Below are 14427 nucleotides of genomic sequence, written 5' to 3' on the forward strand. Positions count from 1 at the left end.
CGCGATCAGAGGCGCACGATCATCTTGCCGGTGTTGCGGCCCGAGAGCAGGCCGAGGAAGGCGTCGACGGTGCTGTCGAGCCCGTCGCTGACGGTCTCGCGGGCCACCAGCTCGCCGTCGGCGACCCACTGGCCGGCGCGGCGGTAGAACTCGCCGGCAGCCTCGGCGTGGTCGCTGACGATGAAGCCGCGCAGCACCAGCCGCTTCTGCACCAGCATCATCATGTTGCGCGGGCCGGCCGGGGCCTCGGTGGCGTTGTAGGAGGCGATCGCGCCGCAGGCCGCGACCCGGCCGAAGTCGTTGAGGTTGCTGATCGCGGCCTCGAGGTGCTCGCCGCCGACGTTGTCGAAGTAGACATCGATGGGGCCGTGCTCGCGCAGCTGCTTGCCGACCGGGCCGTCGTGGTAGTCGAAGGCGGCGTCGAAGCCGAGCTCCTCGGTCAGCCAGCGCACCTTCTCGGGGGTGCCGGCCGAGCCGATCACCTTGGACGCGCCGAGGTGGCGCGCCATCTGGCCCGCGAGCGAGCCGACGGCGCCGGCCGCGCCGGAGACGAAGACGACGTCTCCCTCCTTCATCTCCGCGACGCGCGTCAGCCCGACGTACGCCGTCAGGCCGGGCATGCCGAGCACCCCGAGGTAGGCGGAGGCCGGGATCGCCGAGGTGTCGATCCGGCGGGCGGCCGAGGCGGGCAGCACGGCGTGCTCGCGCCAGCCGGCCATGTGGAGCACGGTGTCGCCGGGGGAGAGGGAGTCGTCGTTGCTCTCGACGACCTCGCCGACGGCGCCGCCCTCCATGGGCGCGTCGAGGGCGTAGGGCGGGACGTAGGACTTGGTGTCGTTCATCCGACCGCGCATGTAGGGGTCGACGGACAGGAAGGTGTTGCGCACCAGGACCTCCCCGGCGCCCGGCGCGGGCAGCTCGGTCTCGACGGTGCGGAAGTCGGTGGGCGCCGGCTCCCCGTGCGGGCGGGCGGTCAGCTGGATCTGTCGCGTGGGGGTGCTCATGGCCCCGATCCTGCCAGTGGGCCGATGGGGCCCCGACGGCCCCGTGGTGGCCGGGGAGGGGTGCCTGAGATCACAGCGCCGGTAAAGAGGGGCCGTGGTGTAGCGACCGCTACAGTGTAAGTGTCGTCGAAGGAGATGACTCATGACCACGAGGGTCATGGACCGGCACCACGAGACCTGGCCCGAGACGGGCCGAGAGGGATGAGAATCATGAGCACGCAGCTGGACCTGGCCAACGGCATCGCCGCCGGACGGCGTCGCCCGGACCAGGAGCACGCACTGCTGCGCAACGTCGAGCTGGCCGCGGAGGCCCCGCGCCCCAAGCGGCGCACCCGTCGGCTGCTGGGCCGCTGAGCGACCCCCTCACGCACGACGAAAGCCCCGGACCGTGACGGCCTGTTCGGCTTTTAGTGTGGTTTTGGGCGCGCCTTGTCCGGCCCTCCCGGTAACCTTGACCCTTCGGTCAGGGCCCGGGAGGGCCGGTTCGCGTTCGGAGGGGGTCGCTGGTGGTTGCCGCCCGCGACCTCGAGGACGGCACTGCCGGTGGGACCGGCGCCGGCACGCTGTCTGGCGGAGACGTCCCGCCAGGAGGACAACTGACCGACGCAGCAGCACCGCAGTGCCCGGACCCGTCACACGCGGGGAGCCGGGTGCGCCGCCGTGGGCTCAGGGCCTCCGCGGCCGGCACACGGCAGCGGTTCGAGTGCCTGCCCGAGACCGGAAAGCGGCACTTCTTCACCACCCCGGCCGCCGGAGCGGTCGAGGCTGGACGCTCACCGAGGCAGCGGTGCCCTGACCCGTGGCACGCCGACGCCCGGGTCCAGGGACGAGGCACGCGCACGACGAAGGCGGGCACCTGGCGGCGGTTCCGGTGCACCCGGCCCGACGGCAGCTCGCACTTCTTCCAGGTGCTCGCCTCGGCGGCCGGCACCCAGCTCACCTCGCTCGACCGCCCGCCGGGGTGCCCCGAGCACGCGGTCTCGAAGGTGACCCGGCAGGGCGTGTACGGCCGCGGCGCCACGAAGCGACAGCGCTACCGCTGTGTCCCCGCCGACGGCACGGCGCCACACACCTTCACCCCGCCACTGGCACGGGAGGCCGTCGAGGTCGGTGTCGAGAGCTGCACGACTTGCGACGAACTGCTCTCCCCGCACCGCGGCGCGCTCACCGGCGCCCGGCACACCCCGTGGACGCTCGCGTTGTACGCCCGGGCGCTGAACGAGCTCTCGATGGGCGCCAGCTACGCGGCGGTGTCGCTGATGATGCGCGAGTACCGCGACCGAGCCAGCCGCCACCTGCTCGAGCACCATGGCGGCGGCGCGCTGCTCGACGGGCAGGCGACCGGGGCCGCGCAGTCGTACACCGCCGCGCAGGGCAAGTCCGCCTGGCACCTCGCCGCCGACCTGGTGGAGCAGTACGCACCGCTGCTGTGGCGCCCCGTCGAGCAGCAGATGCGCGACCGCGACCGGCAGCAGCGCGCCGCGAACGACCAGCAGCTCGCCGCTGCACCGAACGCCGCGCTCGCCACCCCCATCACCTGGCTGCTCGACGAGCAGCCGGTCATTTTGTCCGGCCGTCGCCGGCGCGGCCAGCAGCGGCGCCTTGAGCGGAACCAGTGGAGCTTGCTGGTGGTCGTCGAGGTCCGCTGGCACCCGGCCGAGGACCCGATGAGCTACCCGCGTCGGGAGTACCGGCTCCGGCTGGCGCGCGCCTACCCGCGCGCGAACGAACAGGCGTGGCGGCTGGTGCTGGACGAGCTCGGCGAACGCCCGGACTTCATCGTCGCCGACAACGCCGAAGCCATCAGCAACGCGGTGACGAAGCAGTACGGCGCAGGGGTCGTCGGACTGGTCCCGAGCCTGTTCCACATCCAGCGCAACCTCCGCGACGCACTGAGGAAGCTGCCAGGGGCGACCACCAAGCTCGAGGGGCGCACCGTGCTGGTCCCCGAACTGGCCAAGCACCTCGACGTGCTCGCTCGCGACGAGCTGCTCAACCTCGGCCCCGCCGACTGGACACGGTGGTGGGACGACCTCATCGGCGCCGTCGCCACGCTGCCGGCGCCCGTGACCGGAGTGCTGGAGCAGCGCCGCATCTACGAACCCCGGGTCGCGGCCGCGCTGCCCATCCTGGCCCGACAGCCGCAGCTGCCGGCGTCCAACGCCGCGGTCGAGAACCGGATCCGGCACGCGCTTGAGCCGTTCCTGGACAACCGCAAGCAGCTGTACCGCAACCTCGCCCGGACGAACTTCCTGCTCGATCTCGCGGTCGCCCGGGCCCAGGGCGCGTTCACCGACCTCGACGAGGTCACCCGGCTGCTGCGCGAAGACAACGAGGCCGCCGGCGGGTGGGCACCCGCCCCGCGCACCCTCGCCGACGCTCAACCGCCACCGCGCGCCGAGGGTGAGCCGCCACCGGTGTACTCCTCGCTGTTGAACCCGCTGCTGGTCGCCGCGCTCGCCGAGCAGCGGCTCACCCAACCACCCGTTCGGCAGCAGGACGGGCAGCAGGACGGGCAGCAGGGCGGGCAGCAGAGCGGAGGGCGACCGTGACGCTCACCGACGCCGGCTTCGAGCTGTTCCAGCACCTCACCGCCCGCACCTTCCTCGTGCTCGACACCGAGTACACCCGCGACCCCGACGGGGATGGCGACCGCATCATCTCCCTGGCCATCACCCCGGTTGTCGGCGGGAAACGGGTTCGCGACGGCGAGCTGTACGTCGAGATGAACCCCGGCGTGCCCGTTGACCCCCGCTCCACCGCGGTGCACGGCTTCACCACCGAGGCCGTGGCCCGCAAGCGCCGCTTCGGCTACTACGCGCCCGCGGTGCTCGACGCCCTCACCGTCCCCGACGCGGTGCTGGTCTGCCACACCGGCAGCGACATCCGGGTGCTGCGCCGCGAGTTGGAGCGGCTCGACGAGGCGAGGGCAACCGGGGACGCGACGGTGCCCGTCGGCCTCGAGCAGCTGCCCGAGCTGCCCATCATCGACACCAGCACCCTGCCGCGACTGCTCCGGCTGCCCGGCGTCGGTCAGCGCGGCGTCGTCAGCCTCGCCACCTTGTGCCAGCTCGTCGGGGTCGCCAACGCCGAGGCGCACCACGCCCGCGCGGACGCCCGCGCCACCGCCGACGCCCTGGTCAAGCTGCTCCTTCACGCCGCCGGGGCGTTCGCCTACGACAGCCTCGAGGCGCTGCTCGAAGATCACGCCCGGGGCACTACCCACGACCCGAAGCTTCCTGGCTACATCCGCAGCCGCCGCGAAGCGCCCGTCGTCCCGACCGAGCACCTGGTCCGCCACGACTCCCCGCTCACCCACGCGGGCACTCCGGCCGAGCAGCAGGCGTGGTTGGAGCTGGCCGTGGAGTGCGTGCGGCTGCGCTGCCCGCACCTGCGCACCGAAGCCACCCTCGCCGCCCAGGAGAACGGCGCCGCGCTGTTCGACCCACTCGTCGCGCTGCTGGCCACCGTCACCGAGCCCGGCCAGGCAGGCACCCTGCTCGGCGCCGTCGCCGCACTCATCACCGCCTCCAGCCCTGGTGCCGACCCGCCCGCGGCCGCGCCCGCGCTCGCGCACACCCGGGCGCTGCGCTGGTGGGCCAAGCAGCGGCCCCAGGTCGAAGCCTCCACCCCGTGCGAGCCGTCCGGGTCTCGCTCCTGCCCCGACTGCTGGGAAGGTCACGGTTGCCCCCGCGACACGCTGTACCAGCCGGTGACCCGGATCGCGGTGCTCGGCGAGCAGGGCAGGCTCACCAAGACCGGCATCCGAGACCGCCTCTTCGGCAAGCGCGAGGACCGTCGCATCAACCGCTGGTCACCGACCCACCCGCGCGAGACCGCGTACATGGCTTGGATGGTGTTCACCTTCACCGTCGAGGAGGACCGGGTCCTCGCCGCGAACGACTACCTCGCCGCCGCGATGAGCAAGGACCTCCACCTGCACGAGCCGCGGCTGGCCCGGATCGCGTGCCAGTCGATCGCGGAGACCCGCGGGCTGACCGCAGCGAAGGAGGCCGCGGGGACGGTGCTCGCCGGCCGCACGACCGACCCGGCCTACGATGAGCTCGAACTGTGGATGACCTGGCACGAGCAGGCCGCGGTCGCCACCGCCCGGGCCCAGCAGCCGCGCACCATCACCCACCGGCGCCTCGCCCGCCCCGAAGGGCGCGTGAACCCGAACCCCTACCTGCCGCGCTGATGGACGAACCAGTCGGACATCCCAGCCGGCGTTGAAGCGCGCGCCCCCGTTCTCCCACCGCGATGAAAGCAATGTTCAGCGCACGCTGTACTATTCAGCACATGCTGACCACTGCTAGCCGTCTTGACGTGATGAACAGGTTGGGTCGGGCGATGGCCGACCCCACGCGCTCCCGCCTACTCATGGCCCTTCTGGAGGGCCCCGCCTACCCCGGCGACCTCGCCCGCGACCTAGACCTGACCCGGTCCAACGTGTCGAACCACCTCGCGTGCCTGCGCGACTGCGGCATCGTCGTAGCCGAACCCGAAGGCCGACACACGCGCTACGCCGTCGCTGACCCGCACCTCACCCGGGCTCTCACTGCGCTCATCGACGTCACCCTCGCCGTCGACGAGAGCGCACCCTGCATCGACCAGCAATGTGTCCTGCCCGGGTGTGGCACCCAAGGGGCCGGCGCCTGATGCTGACCTCCGCAGCGCAGGCCATCGGCCTGTTCATCGCCACCAACATCGACGACATCATCGTGCTGTCGCTGTTCTTCGCCCGAGGAGCTGGACGGCCCGGAACCACGTCGCGCATCCTGGCTGGGCAGTACCTGGGGTTCGCCGGCATCCTCGCCGCGGCAGTGCTCGTGTCGCTCGGCGCCGGAGCCTTCCTGCCCGAGGCCGCGATCCCCTACTTCGGCCTCATCCCGCTCGTCCTCGGCCTCTGGGCTGCATGGCAGGCATGGCGCGATGATGATGATGATGATGACGACGACGACGCCAAAGTCGCCGGCAAGGCCGTCGCAGTGTGGACCGTCGCCGCCGTCACCTTCGCCAACGGCGGCGACAACATCGGCGTCTACGTCCCCGTCTTCTTGAACGTGGGCCCCGCCGCGACAGCCGCCTACTGCGTCGTCTTCCTCGTCCTCGTCGCCGCCTTGGTGGTCGCAGCCAGGTTCGTCGCCACCCGACCAGGAATCGACGAAGTCCTCGAACGCTGGGAGCACATCCTGTTCCCGGTCGTCCTCATCGGCCTGGGCCTGGTCATCCTCTACAGCGGCGGAGCCTTCGGGCTCTGATGCTTCGCCTGGCCAGCGGTCGAGCACGTGCAGGTAGCGCGGGCCTAGTCGCCGTCACCCTCGACAGGAGAACGCTCCTCCGCGCGCCGGTCACGCTCGAGTAGCGCTCGCCGACACGCCGCCCGACCGCTACCTGCCCCCGAGCTCCGCCCATCGCGTGCAGGCTGGAGCCATCGGCTCGGAGGCGCAGACGCGAAAGCGCCCCCCGGTCCGATCGGACCGGGGGGCGCTTCGATGCGCCACAGGCGCGCCGTGAACCCACACTAAAAGCCGAACAGGCCGTGACGGTCCGGGGCTCTCGTGGCGTTCTGGGGCGCGAGGCCTACTGCTGCAGGCCCAGCGCGAACTCGACCTTGCCGCTGGGGTCGACGGCGGCGTCGAGCACCTTGTCGTCGAGCATGGTGGCGGCGGACTCGTCGAGGTAGACGGTCGCACCGGCCTGCTCGACCACCTGGTCGCCGGGCTGGCCCGCGTCGGCGGCGGTGACGGCGAAGCTGGGGTCGGACTCGGACTCCGAGGTGATCCGGAGGCCGGCGGTCTCGGGGAGGCCCTCCTGGGAGGCGATCTCCTTGACGATGAGGCTGGCGTTCTCGGTGAGGGTGAGCATGTGGACTCGCTTTCCTCGGATGGGGTGCAGAAGTCCTCCACACAACCCGACACGTCGCCCAGGTTCAACTCGGCGCGGTCCCCGGGCGTGTCGCTCGTGCGAGGCTGGGCCCCATGAACCCGAGCATCCCAGGCACCAGTGACCCGAGCCTGCGCAGTGTCGACCTGGTCAAGATCGGCCCCGAGCGCTTCAAGGCCACCAACGGCCGGGGCGGGGTGCTGCCCATCGGCTCGGGCGACGACCCCGACTTCACCCCCGTGGAGCTGATGCTGGCCGCCGTGGCCGGCTGCGGGGCGATCGACCTGACCCTGATCACCGGCAAGCGGGCCGAGCCGACCGCGTTCGGCGCCCACGTCGAGGGCCACAAGGTCCGCGACGAGCACGGCAGCCGGATCACCGGGATCACGGTGACCTTCGAGGTCGAGTTCCCCGAGGGCGAGGCCGGGGACGCCGCCCGCGCGGTGGTGCCGCGCACGCTGCGCCAGGTCGAGGAGCGGCTGTGCACCGTGGGGCGCACCATCACCGTGGGCGACCAGGTGCGCTACCGCAGCGCCGACGAGGCCGCCGACGACCGGCCCGACCCGGCCTGAGGGCCTAGCCGACGGTGACGCCCTCGATGTCGACGGCCGTCTTGGGCGTGCCGTCGCCGGGGCCGTTGCGGTCGTCGGAGCCGGCCTCCGCCGCCTCGGCGACAGCCTCGACGCCCGCGGCGTCGACGGTGCCGAAGACGGTGTACTGCGGGGGCAGCGGGGTGTCCTCGTAGACGATGAAGAACTGCGAGCCGCCCGAGTCGGGGTAGGGCGTCTTGGCCATCGCCAGGGTGCCCGCGGGGTAGGACTCCTGCCCGCTGAGCTCGTCGGGGATCGTGTAGCCCGGACCGCCGGTGCCGGTGGCGGTGGGGTCGCCGCACTGCAGCACGAAGATGCCCTGCGTGGTGAGGCGGTGGCAGGTGGTGCCGGCGAAGTAGTCCTGCTCGGCCAGGGACACGAAGGAGCCCACGGTGCAGGGGGTGCTGGACGCGTCGAGCGTGGCGCTGAGCTCGCCGATGCTGGTGGCCATCGTGACGTCGACCTCGCCCTCGACGGTCGGGTCGGCGGGCGGCAGCTCGACCTCCTTGGCCGGGTTGCCGTCCTCGACGTAGGAGCACTCGCCGTCGGCCGCGGGCGAGAAGGAGCCGGTGTCGCCCGACTCGGTCGACTCGGTCGACCCGGGGCTCTGGGAGCTCTCCGAGGAGGCGTCGGAGGCGGTCTCGTCGTTCTCGGAGCCGCAGGCGGCGAGGGCGCCGACGCAGGCCAGGACGGCCGCGGCGGCGAGGGGTCGGGTCAGCATGGCGTGCATCGTAGGGGAGCCCCCTGAGCGGCTCCTGAGCGGCTCCTGAGCGCCCTTCGCGGCGGCCCGCTAGGCGTTGAGGCCGCGGGCGGTGACGGGCCACGGGCGCAGCCCCCCGGCCTCCTCCACCCACAGCTCGGAGGCGAGGTTCACCGCCGCGCAGACGTGGTTGGGCACCACGTCGACCTGGTCCCCGAGCCGGGGACGCCGCCCCGGGCCGGGCTCGACCACGGCGTGGTGCTCGGCGAGCGAGACGATGCGGGCCTCGGGGCGGTGCAGCAGCCGCCCGAACCCGCTGGCGTACGACGCCCGGTCGGCGCCCAGGACCTTGCTCCCGGTGTCGAGGACCATCCGGCCGCCGGCCAGGCTGACCACGGTGGCGCGGGCGGTCAGGGCGATGTCGTCGGGCGTGCAGGTGCCCAGCTCCCACTGCTGGGCGTCGCCGAAGACGTAGACGCCCGGGCGCAGCTCGACCTCGGTGGTGTCGTCGTCGTCGCGGTAGGCGCGGGCGCCGGAGAGGCTGGCGGCCAGGGTCGGGGTGGACCCGCCGGAGACGACCGGGACGGCGAGCCCGGTCGCCTCGACCGACGACTTGGCGGCACGCAGCGACAGGGCCTCCGCGGCAGCGACCTCGGCCACCGCGCCGGGTGCGTAGCCGTGGCCGGGGAAGGTGAAGACGCCGCGCACGGGCAGCCCGGCCCGGCGCGCGGCCTGGGCCACCACACCGGCCTTGTCGGGCTCGATGCCGGTGCGGTGGTGGCCGGAGTCGATCTCGACCATCACCTCGATGCCGCTGCCGCCCAGGCGGCGGCCGGTGTTGGCGGCGCCGTACAACGAGTCGACCCCGACCGCCACGCGGGCGACCTCCGCGAGGTCGCGCAGGCGGGCGCCCCGGTCGTCGTCGACCCACACGGGGTAGGCGATGAAGACGTCGGTGCAGCCGAGCCGCACGAACGCCTCGGCCTCGCCGACGGTCGCGACGGTGATCCCGCGGGCCCCGGAGACCAGCTGGAGCCGGGCGATCTCGATGCTCTTGTGCGTCTTGACGTGCGGCCGCAGGCTGACCCGCGAGCTGGCCGCGTGGTCGGCCGCGCGCCGTACGTTGTGGCGCAGCCGGTCGAGGTCCACGCGCAGGTGCGGGGTGGGCACGGGCATGCTCGCAGCCTAGGTCGCTGGGCGGCTCACTCCTCGCCGGGGGTGACCCCGGGGCGGGCGGTGTGGTGGGGGAGTCCGTGGGTGCGGCGCTCCTCCTTCATCTCGGCCTCGAAGAGGTGGCGCCGACCGCCCACGAGCTCGTCGCGGGCCTGCTTCTCGAGGCGCTTGAAGTCGGCGTAGTAGCCGTCGTCGTACTCCTCCATCACCTGGAAGGTCCACCGGCCGTCGAGCACGTTGCGCCCCACGAGCTCGCGGTCGATGAGGTCGGCGAGCTCGCCGTGCCCGGCCTCGCGCAGCTGCTCGACCCCCTCGCCGAGGGTCAGGTCGGCGGTCCCGGAGAGGCGGTGGAAGGTGTAGAGGTGGCCCCGGGCGATCTCGATGGCCTCGAGCGCCTCGGAGACCTTGCCGAGCGCCTCGACCGTCTTGTCGTTGGTGCCCTCGGGGCGCTGGTGCTCGGCGTCGGGGCGGTCGCTCACCGCAGCACCTGGCCGGCGTCGGCCGAGCCGTTGGCCTCGATCTCCTGGGTCAGGGCGGCGACCTGCTCGTCGGCGAGCTCGATGCCGGCCTCGCTGAGCCCGCCGCGCAGGTGGGACTCCACGGTGCCCTCCGGGGCGGTCTCCTGGTAGCTGTTGACGCGGTCGACGACGCCCTGCACCGCGGTGATCTGCTCGTCGGTCAGGGAGGACTGGTTGCTCTCGGTCATGGCAGCGAACGTACGTCGCCGCCTCGGCGCCACAACCCACCCGCAGAGGGGGTCGGGCCCACCCGTCAGTCGGCCAGGCGCCAGGCTCAGCGGAAGCTGGCGTAGCCGGCCCTGAACGCCTCGAACGAGCCGGGGCTGCTCCAGATCCGCCAGTCGGCCTCCTTGTGGAAGTGGAACCACGTCAGGCCCCGCACCGACGGGGTCCGGTCGAGCCAGGCCCACATGTCGCGCAGCCAGGCGGCCTTGTCGCCGCCGTGCTCGGCGCTGCCGATCTCGCCGATGTGGAAGGGGCGCGAGGTGAACGCCTCGATCTCGGCGAGGCCGGGGCCGAAGACCTCCTCGGCGCTCTGCCAGGTCGACCACGGCTGCGTGGTGCCCCAGTTGTAGCCGTCGAGGCCGACGCGGTCGACGACGTCGTCACCGGGGTAGAGCCCGGCCAGCGGCACCGAGCCCTCGTAGGGCACGTTGGGGGCCCAGGACCAGGAGACGTTCGTGACCCGCTGGTCGCGGAAGACCCCCACGACGTGCCGCCACGCGGCGCGGTAGTCGCCGGGCCGGTTGCCGTTGACGCCCTCGGCCCACGGGTACCACGAGCCGTTCATCTCGTGCGCCATCCGGATGACCAGGGGAGCGCCGTAGGAGCGGACCTGGCGGGCCCAGCGCCGGAGGTAGGCGTCGTGGTCGCCTGCGGCGATGCGCTCGAGCGCGTACGCCGGCTGGGTGGTGCCGGCGGCGGGGTCCCAGGGCTCCCAGGTCAGCTCGGGGACGGCCCCCGCCGCGGCGATCCGGGCGGCGTCGGCGGCCGGGAAGTCGGCGACCGTGGCCCAGGCCGCGTAGAAGGTGATCTGCTCGGGGCGTCGGCCCAGGGCGCCGGCGAGGTCCTCGTACTCCTGGAGGTCGGTGGGCGCACCGGGCACGGCCACGCCGAGCAGCCGCTCGGTGGGCTGCGGCGACGCCACTGCTGTCGACGGGCTCTTGCGCGGCCGGGCCGCGCCAGCGGGATCCGTCAGCAGCAGCATGCCCAGGGCGGCCACGGCCAGGCAGACGAGCGCCGTGGTGGTGCGGTGCAGCAGGCAGCGGCGCAGGGGCAGGACGGACATGGGGATCCTCGGGGGTCGGACCGTGGGTGCCGACCGGGGGTGCGGCGCGTCCCGGAGGTCACCGGGACGGCACCATCGTCCCGTCTTGAGGCGATCTTGTGCTCATCTTGAGCACTTCTTCAGGTTGCGGGCCCGTTGGAGGCTCGCAGCGCAGCACGCACCACCGGCTCGAAGGCGTCGGTGATGGCGGCGTAGCCCGCCTCGTTGGGGTGGAAGAAGTCGGCGGCCAGCCTGCCCCGCCACGAGGACGGTCCGTCGGTGCGCAGGTCGACCACCCGCAGGTGGCCGCGCAGCGCGGCCCCGTCGAGGTGGCGGTTGGCCTGCCGGGCTGCGGCGCGCGGCTGGGGGAGCGTGGTCACGACGCTGCCGGAGGGCAGCCGGGTCACGAGCTCGGCCATCGCTCCCGGCAGGCGGGCGCGGTGCCGGGCCCCGCTGAAGAGGTCGTTCGACCCGATCATCACGGTGACCAGGTCGGGCAGCGGCGAGCGCGACGGCGGCAGGGCCGACCAGGCGGGCAGCTGCTGGTCGAGCACGTCGGGCACGCGCGCGCCGGTGGCCGACAGGTTGACCACCCTCAGGTCGTGGCCCGCCGGACCCAGGCGCCCGAGCAGCTGGTCGACCCAGCCGCGGTCGGGGCCGGTGGCGCCGATCGCCTGCGACATGGAGTCGCCGAGCACCACCCAGCGACGCCCGGGCGCGACAGCCGCGGAGCGGGTGCGCTCCTGCCAGGCGTCGGCGTACGGCTCGGCCTGCGCCCGCACCCGCGCGATGCCGGGCAGCACCGCGCCCAGGGCGCGCACGGAGCGCCCGGGCGGGCGGCCGGTGCGGTTGGTGTAGACGGGTGGCCGGCTCATGTGACGATCATGGCCGAGCGGTCCACGGGAGGCGCCATGACGACACTGCACCTGCTCACCCACCCCGAGGCGACCCACGTGGTCGACGGCCTGGTCGGTGGCTGGTACGACGCGGACCTCACCGAGCGCGGGACCCAGCAGGCCCACGCGGTCGCCGCCGAGGTGGCCGCACGGCTGTCGCCGGCGCTGGCGGCCGGCGAGCGCGTGGCCGTCGTCTCCTCCGACCTCGTGCGCTGCCGCCGCACGGCCGAGCTGGTGGCGGCCGCGCTCGGAGAGGGGGTCCCGGTGCGCCTCGACCGGCGCCTGCGCGAGCAGTCGTACGGCGCCGCGGAGGGACGCCCCGTGGGCAGCTGCGCGTGGCGACCCCCGGCGTCCGGCGACGACGCGCTGCACCACCACGACGGGGTGCCCGGCTCGGAGACCCGGTGGCAGGTGGCCGACCGGGTGCAGGCGTCGGTGCGCGAGCACCTGGCCGCGGCGCCCGAGCACCTGGTCCTGGTGACCCACGGGGGCGCGGCGACCTACGTGGTGACGACGTTCGTCGGCATGGCGGTCGAGGCTGTCGGCCCGGTGCGGTTCGTGACGCCCCCGGGCAGCATCAGCACGCTGCGGCTCGACCCGGCGACCGGGGACCGCCGCGTCGAGTCGGTGGGCGACCTGGGCCACCTGGGCCACCTCGAGCGGAGCAGCCGTTGAGCGGCGTCCCGCCTTCGGCCTCGGAGCATCCCGCGACCGGGAGGTTCGACTACCCGATCTACCACGCCGAGACCCGTGCGCAGCTGCGTGCCTGGCTGGCGGCGCACCACGCCACCGTCCGCGGTGTCTGGCTGTGCTCGTGGCGCAGCGGCACCGGCCGGCCTGCCTGCCCCTACCCCGAGGTGGTCGAGGAGGCGATCTGCTTCGGCTGGATCGACTCGACGGCGGGTCGCCTCGACGACGAACGGGGGCTCCAGCTCCTCACGCCGCGCCGTGCTCGCAGCACCTGGACCCGGTTGAACCGGCGACGGGCGGCCGACATGGAGGCCGCGGGACTGATGACCGACGCCGGCCGCAGGGCCGTCGGGGCCGCACGGGCCAACGGCTGGTGGACGATCCTCGACCCGGTCGAGGACCTCCTCGAGCCCGCCGACCTCGCCGCCGCGCTCGACGCCGTGCCGGCGGCCCGGGCGACGTGGGACTCCTTCCCGGCGGGCGCCCGCAAGGCGATGCTGTGGTGGGTGCTCAGCGCGGCGCGGCCGGAGACCAGGGCCGGCCGGGTCGCCCAGGTCGTGGACGGCGCCCGGCGCGGGGAACGCGCCCGCGGCTGAGGGACCGGGCGACCCCCGGGACTCAGCGCTGCTGGCGGGCCTGCCAGCGCTCGATGTCGACCCCGGCGCGGCGAGCCGCGCGCTGGGCCCGGCGGCTGTCGAGGTCGGGGGCCCGGACGACCGCGGGCTCGATGCCGGCGTCGAGCTCGGCGTACGGCCGCTGCGTGCGGGCGATCTCGGCCGGCGCGACCCGGGTCGCGCCGGTGGGCCGGGCGAGGCCGGCGGGCAGCTGGGCCTCGACGACGGGCAGGTAGCCCTGCCCGTGGCCGGGCCCGTTGGGGTGGTAGCTCTCCACGACCGGGTAGGACAGGCCGTTGATCCACTCGGCGTCGGCGCACACGGCGTGCCCGGAGAAGCGGCTGGTCGGGTCGGCGAAGGCGAAGCCGCGGGCCGCGGCCTGCTCGCGCAACCGCCGGTTGAGCAGGTCGGCGGTTGCGTTGAGGCTGGAGCGCTCGGAGCCGGAGAAGAACGTCAGGGCGTTGCAGTCCTCGTCGCCGAAGACCCGCGGGTAGCCCACGACGACCACCCGCGCCTGGGGCGCGCGGGTACGGATCTGGGAGTAGAGGGTGGCGAGCCGGCCCGGCAGGGTCGCGTTGATGAACGAGCGGGCCCGGTCGACGGCCCTGGAGCAGCTGGCCATCCACCACGGCGTCGCGCACGTGGTCAGCACGTCGGCGAAGCCGGCGTCGTTGCCGCCGACCGAGATCGTGACGTAGGCGGTCGCGGCGCTGAGCGCACCGAGCTGGGCGCTGGTGACGTCGGCGACCACGGCCCCCGAGCAGGCCCGCAGGTCGAGCGTGTAGCCGCGGCGGGCGGCCACGAGGCTCGGGTAGGCCTTCGAGGAGCGCAGGCAGCTGGTGCCGTCGGCGACGTAGGAGCGGGTGCCGGTGCCGGAGGAGTAGGAGTCGCCGAGGGCGACGTACGCCGGGGCGGCGCGGGAGGCGCGGGCGGCCGGGTCTATCGAGGGGGCGGAGGCCGCCGGGCCGGTGGGGGCGAGCAGCGCGCCGACGACGGCGAGGGGCGCGACGGCGCGCAGCAGGGCGGCACCGTGGAGACGAGGGGCCACGAGGGACTCCGATCCGAGAGACGAGGTCACCCCGAGTGACC

At 73.7% G+C, this 14427-nt stretch carries 17 protein-coding genes; 8 read left to right on the plus strand and 9 right to left on the minus strand.

From position 1 onward, the window contains the following. Positions 1-5: 5 nt before the first annotated feature. Positions 6-1004 carry an NADP-dependent oxidoreductase gene (locus tag ABKW28_RS02015; protein WP_348606000.1) on the minus strand — a complete coding sequence of 333 codons (999 nt, stop codon included), beginning with the start codon at positions 1002-1004 and terminating at the stop codon, positions 6-8. A gap of 210 nt (positions 1005-1214) precedes the next feature. Here ABKW28_RS02015 and ABKW28_RS02020 point away from each other — a divergent pair, with 210 nt between their 5' ends. The 5 genes from ABKW28_RS02020 (at position 1215) to ABKW28_RS02040 (ending at position 6265) form a co-directional block, all read left to right on the plus strand. Continuing rightward, positions 1215-1358, plus strand: coding sequence for a hypothetical protein (locus tag ABKW28_RS02020; protein ID WP_193668767.1), 144 nt, complete (start codon positions 1215-1217; stop codon positions 1356-1358). Positions 1359-1912: 554 nt separating this feature from the next. Beyond that, the gene (locus ABKW28_RS02025; protein WP_348606002.1) at positions 1913-3556 is read left to right on the plus strand and encodes a hypothetical protein; all 1644 of its coding nucleotides are present in this window, start codon (positions 1913-1915) and stop codon (positions 3554-3556) included. Beyond that, on the plus strand, positions 3553-5202 hold the full coding sequence (locus ABKW28_RS02030) for a 3'-5' exonuclease (RefSeq protein WP_348606003.1): 1650 nt from the start codon (positions 3553-3555) through the stop codon (positions 5200-5202). Before ABKW28_RS02025 ends, ABKW28_RS02030 begins: the two co-directional genes overlap by 4 nt. A 101-nt stretch (positions 5203-5303) precedes the next feature. After that, positions 5304-5663 carry a metalloregulator ArsR/SmtB family transcription factor gene (locus ABKW28_RS02035; RefSeq protein WP_068123217.1) on the plus strand — a complete coding sequence of 120 codons (360 nt, stop codon included), beginning with the start codon at positions 5304-5306 and terminating at the stop codon, positions 5661-5663. Then, on the plus strand, positions 5660-6265 hold the full coding sequence (locus ABKW28_RS02040; RefSeq protein ID WP_302706351.1) for a cadmium resistance transporter: 606 nt from the start codon (positions 5660-5662) through the stop codon (positions 6263-6265). Before ABKW28_RS02035 ends, ABKW28_RS02040 begins: the two co-directional genes overlap by 4 nt. Positions 6266-6587: 322 nt before the next feature. On the opposite strand, the gene ABKW28_RS02045 is transcribed toward ABKW28_RS02040, so the two are convergent. Beyond that, positions 6588-6872, minus strand: a complete 285-nt coding sequence (locus ABKW28_RS02045) for a Fe-S cluster assembly protein HesB (RefSeq protein ID WP_193668768.1) — start codon at positions 6870-6872, stop codon at positions 6588-6590. Positions 6873-6985: 113 nt separating this feature from the next. On the opposite strand from ABKW28_RS02045, the gene ABKW28_RS02050 reads away from it, so the two are divergent. After that, positions 6986-7462, plus strand: a complete 477-nt coding sequence (locus ABKW28_RS02050; RefSeq protein WP_348606005.1) for an OsmC family protein — start codon at positions 6986-6988, stop codon at positions 7460-7462. Positions 7463-7466: 4 nt separating this feature from the next. On the opposite strand, the gene ABKW28_RS02055 is transcribed toward ABKW28_RS02050, so the two are convergent. The 6 genes from ABKW28_RS02055 to ABKW28_RS02080 all read right to left on the minus strand — a co-directional run bounded on the left by ABKW28_RS02055 (position 7467) and on the right by ABKW28_RS02080 (position 12013). Further along, the gene (locus tag ABKW28_RS02055; protein ID WP_193668770.1) at positions 7467-8201 is read right to left on the minus strand and encodes a peptidylprolyl isomerase; all 735 of its coding nucleotides are present in this window, start codon (positions 8199-8201) and stop codon (positions 7467-7469) included. 69 nt (positions 8202-8270) lie between these two features. Then, positions 8271-9356 carry an alanine racemase gene (locus tag ABKW28_RS02060; RefSeq protein WP_348606006.1) on the minus strand — a complete coding sequence of 362 codons (1086 nt, stop codon included), beginning with the start codon at positions 9354-9356 and terminating at the stop codon, positions 8271-8273. Between the two features lie 26 nt (positions 9357-9382). After that, positions 9383-9832, minus strand: coding sequence for a hypothetical protein (locus ABKW28_RS02065; protein ID WP_348606007.1), 450 nt, complete (start codon positions 9830-9832; stop codon positions 9383-9385). Continuing rightward, positions 9829-10059, minus strand: coding sequence for a hypothetical protein (locus ABKW28_RS02070; protein ID WP_348606008.1), 231 nt, complete (start codon positions 10057-10059; stop codon positions 9829-9831). The genes ABKW28_RS02065 and ABKW28_RS02070 overlap by 4 nt, the downstream gene beginning before the upstream one ends. Before the next feature lie 86 nt (positions 10060-10145). After that, entirely contained in the window at positions 10146-11159 is a 1014-nt protein-coding gene (locus ABKW28_RS02075; RefSeq protein ID WP_348606010.1) for a glycosyl hydrolase, read from the minus strand. A 119-nt stretch (positions 11160-11278) separates the two neighbouring features. Continuing rightward, the gene (locus tag ABKW28_RS02080; protein WP_348606011.1) at positions 11279-12013 is read right to left on the minus strand and encodes an SGNH/GDSL hydrolase family protein; all 735 of its coding nucleotides are present in this window, start codon (positions 12011-12013) and stop codon (positions 11279-11281) included. Positions 12014-12049: 36 nt separating this feature from the next. Between ABKW28_RS02080 and ABKW28_RS02085 the strand changes: the two genes are divergently transcribed. Beyond that, the gene (locus ABKW28_RS02085) at positions 12050-12709 is read left to right on the plus strand and encodes a histidine phosphatase family protein (RefSeq protein WP_348606012.1); all 660 of its coding nucleotides are present in this window, start codon (positions 12050-12052) and stop codon (positions 12707-12709) included. Beyond that, on the plus strand, positions 12706-13320 hold the full coding sequence (locus ABKW28_RS02090; RefSeq protein ID WP_348606014.1) for a YdeI/OmpD-associated family protein: 615 nt from the start codon (positions 12706-12708) through the stop codon (positions 13318-13320). The genes ABKW28_RS02085 and ABKW28_RS02090 overlap by 4 nt, the downstream gene beginning before the upstream one ends. A gap of 22 nt (positions 13321-13342) precedes the next feature. Here the strand turns inward: ABKW28_RS02090 and ABKW28_RS02095 are convergent, their stop codons facing one another. Further along, positions 13343-14386, minus strand: a complete 1044-nt coding sequence (locus tag ABKW28_RS02095) for an SGNH/GDSL hydrolase family protein (RefSeq protein WP_348606016.1) — start codon at positions 14384-14386, stop codon at positions 13343-13345. Between the last annotated feature and the right edge of the window lie 41 nt (positions 14387-14427).

Source organism: Nocardioides sp. 31GB23 (assembly GCF_040012395.1).
Classification (GTDB): domain Bacteria; phylum Actinomycetota; class Actinomycetes; order Propionibacteriales; family Nocardioidaceae; genus Nocardioides; species Nocardioides salarius.

Bases quoted from the DNA above. Each gene is read 5' to 3' on its own strand.
- ABKW28_RS02015 (WP_348606000.1), bottom strand. From the start codon at position 1,004: ATGAGCACCCCCACGCGACAGATCCAGCTGACCGCCCGCCCGCACGGG.
- ABKW28_RS02020 (WP_193668767.1), top strand. From the start codon at position 1,215: ATGAGCACGCAGCTGGACCTGGCCAACGGCATCGCCGCCGGACGGCGT.
- ABKW28_RS02035 (WP_068123217.1), top strand. From the start codon at position 5,304: ATGCTGACCACTGCTAGCCGTCTTGACGTGATGAACAGGTTGGGTCGG.
- ABKW28_RS02045 (WP_193668768.1), bottom strand. From the start codon at position 6,872: ATGCTCACCCTCACCGAGAACGCCAGCCTCATCGTCAAGGAGATCGCC.
- ABKW28_RS02050 (WP_348606005.1), top strand. From the start codon at position 6,986: ATGAACCCGAGCATCCCAGGCACCAGTGACCCGAGCCTGCGCAGTGTC.
- ABKW28_RS02055 (WP_193668770.1), bottom strand. From the start codon at position 8,201: ATGCTGACCCGACCCCTCGCCGCCGCGGCCGTCCTGGCCTGCGTCGGC.
- ABKW28_RS02060 (WP_348606006.1), bottom strand. From the start codon at position 9,356: ATGCCCGTGCCCACCCCGCACCTGCGCGTGGACCTCGACCGGCTGCGC.
- ABKW28_RS02070 (WP_348606008.1), bottom strand. From the start codon at position 10,059: ATGACCGAGAGCAACCAGTCCTCCCTGACCGACGAGCAGATCACCGCG.
- ABKW28_RS02075 (WP_348606010.1), bottom strand. From the start codon at position 11,159: ATGTCCGTCCTGCCCCTGCGCCGCTGCCTGCTGCACCGCACCACCACG.
- ABKW28_RS02080 (WP_348606011.1), bottom strand. From the start codon at position 12,013: ATGAGCCGGCCACCCGTCTACACCAACCGCACCGGCCGCCCGCCCGGG.
- ABKW28_RS02085 (WP_348606012.1), top strand. From the start codon at position 12,050: ATGACGACACTGCACCTGCTCACCCACCCCGAGGCGACCCACGTGGTC.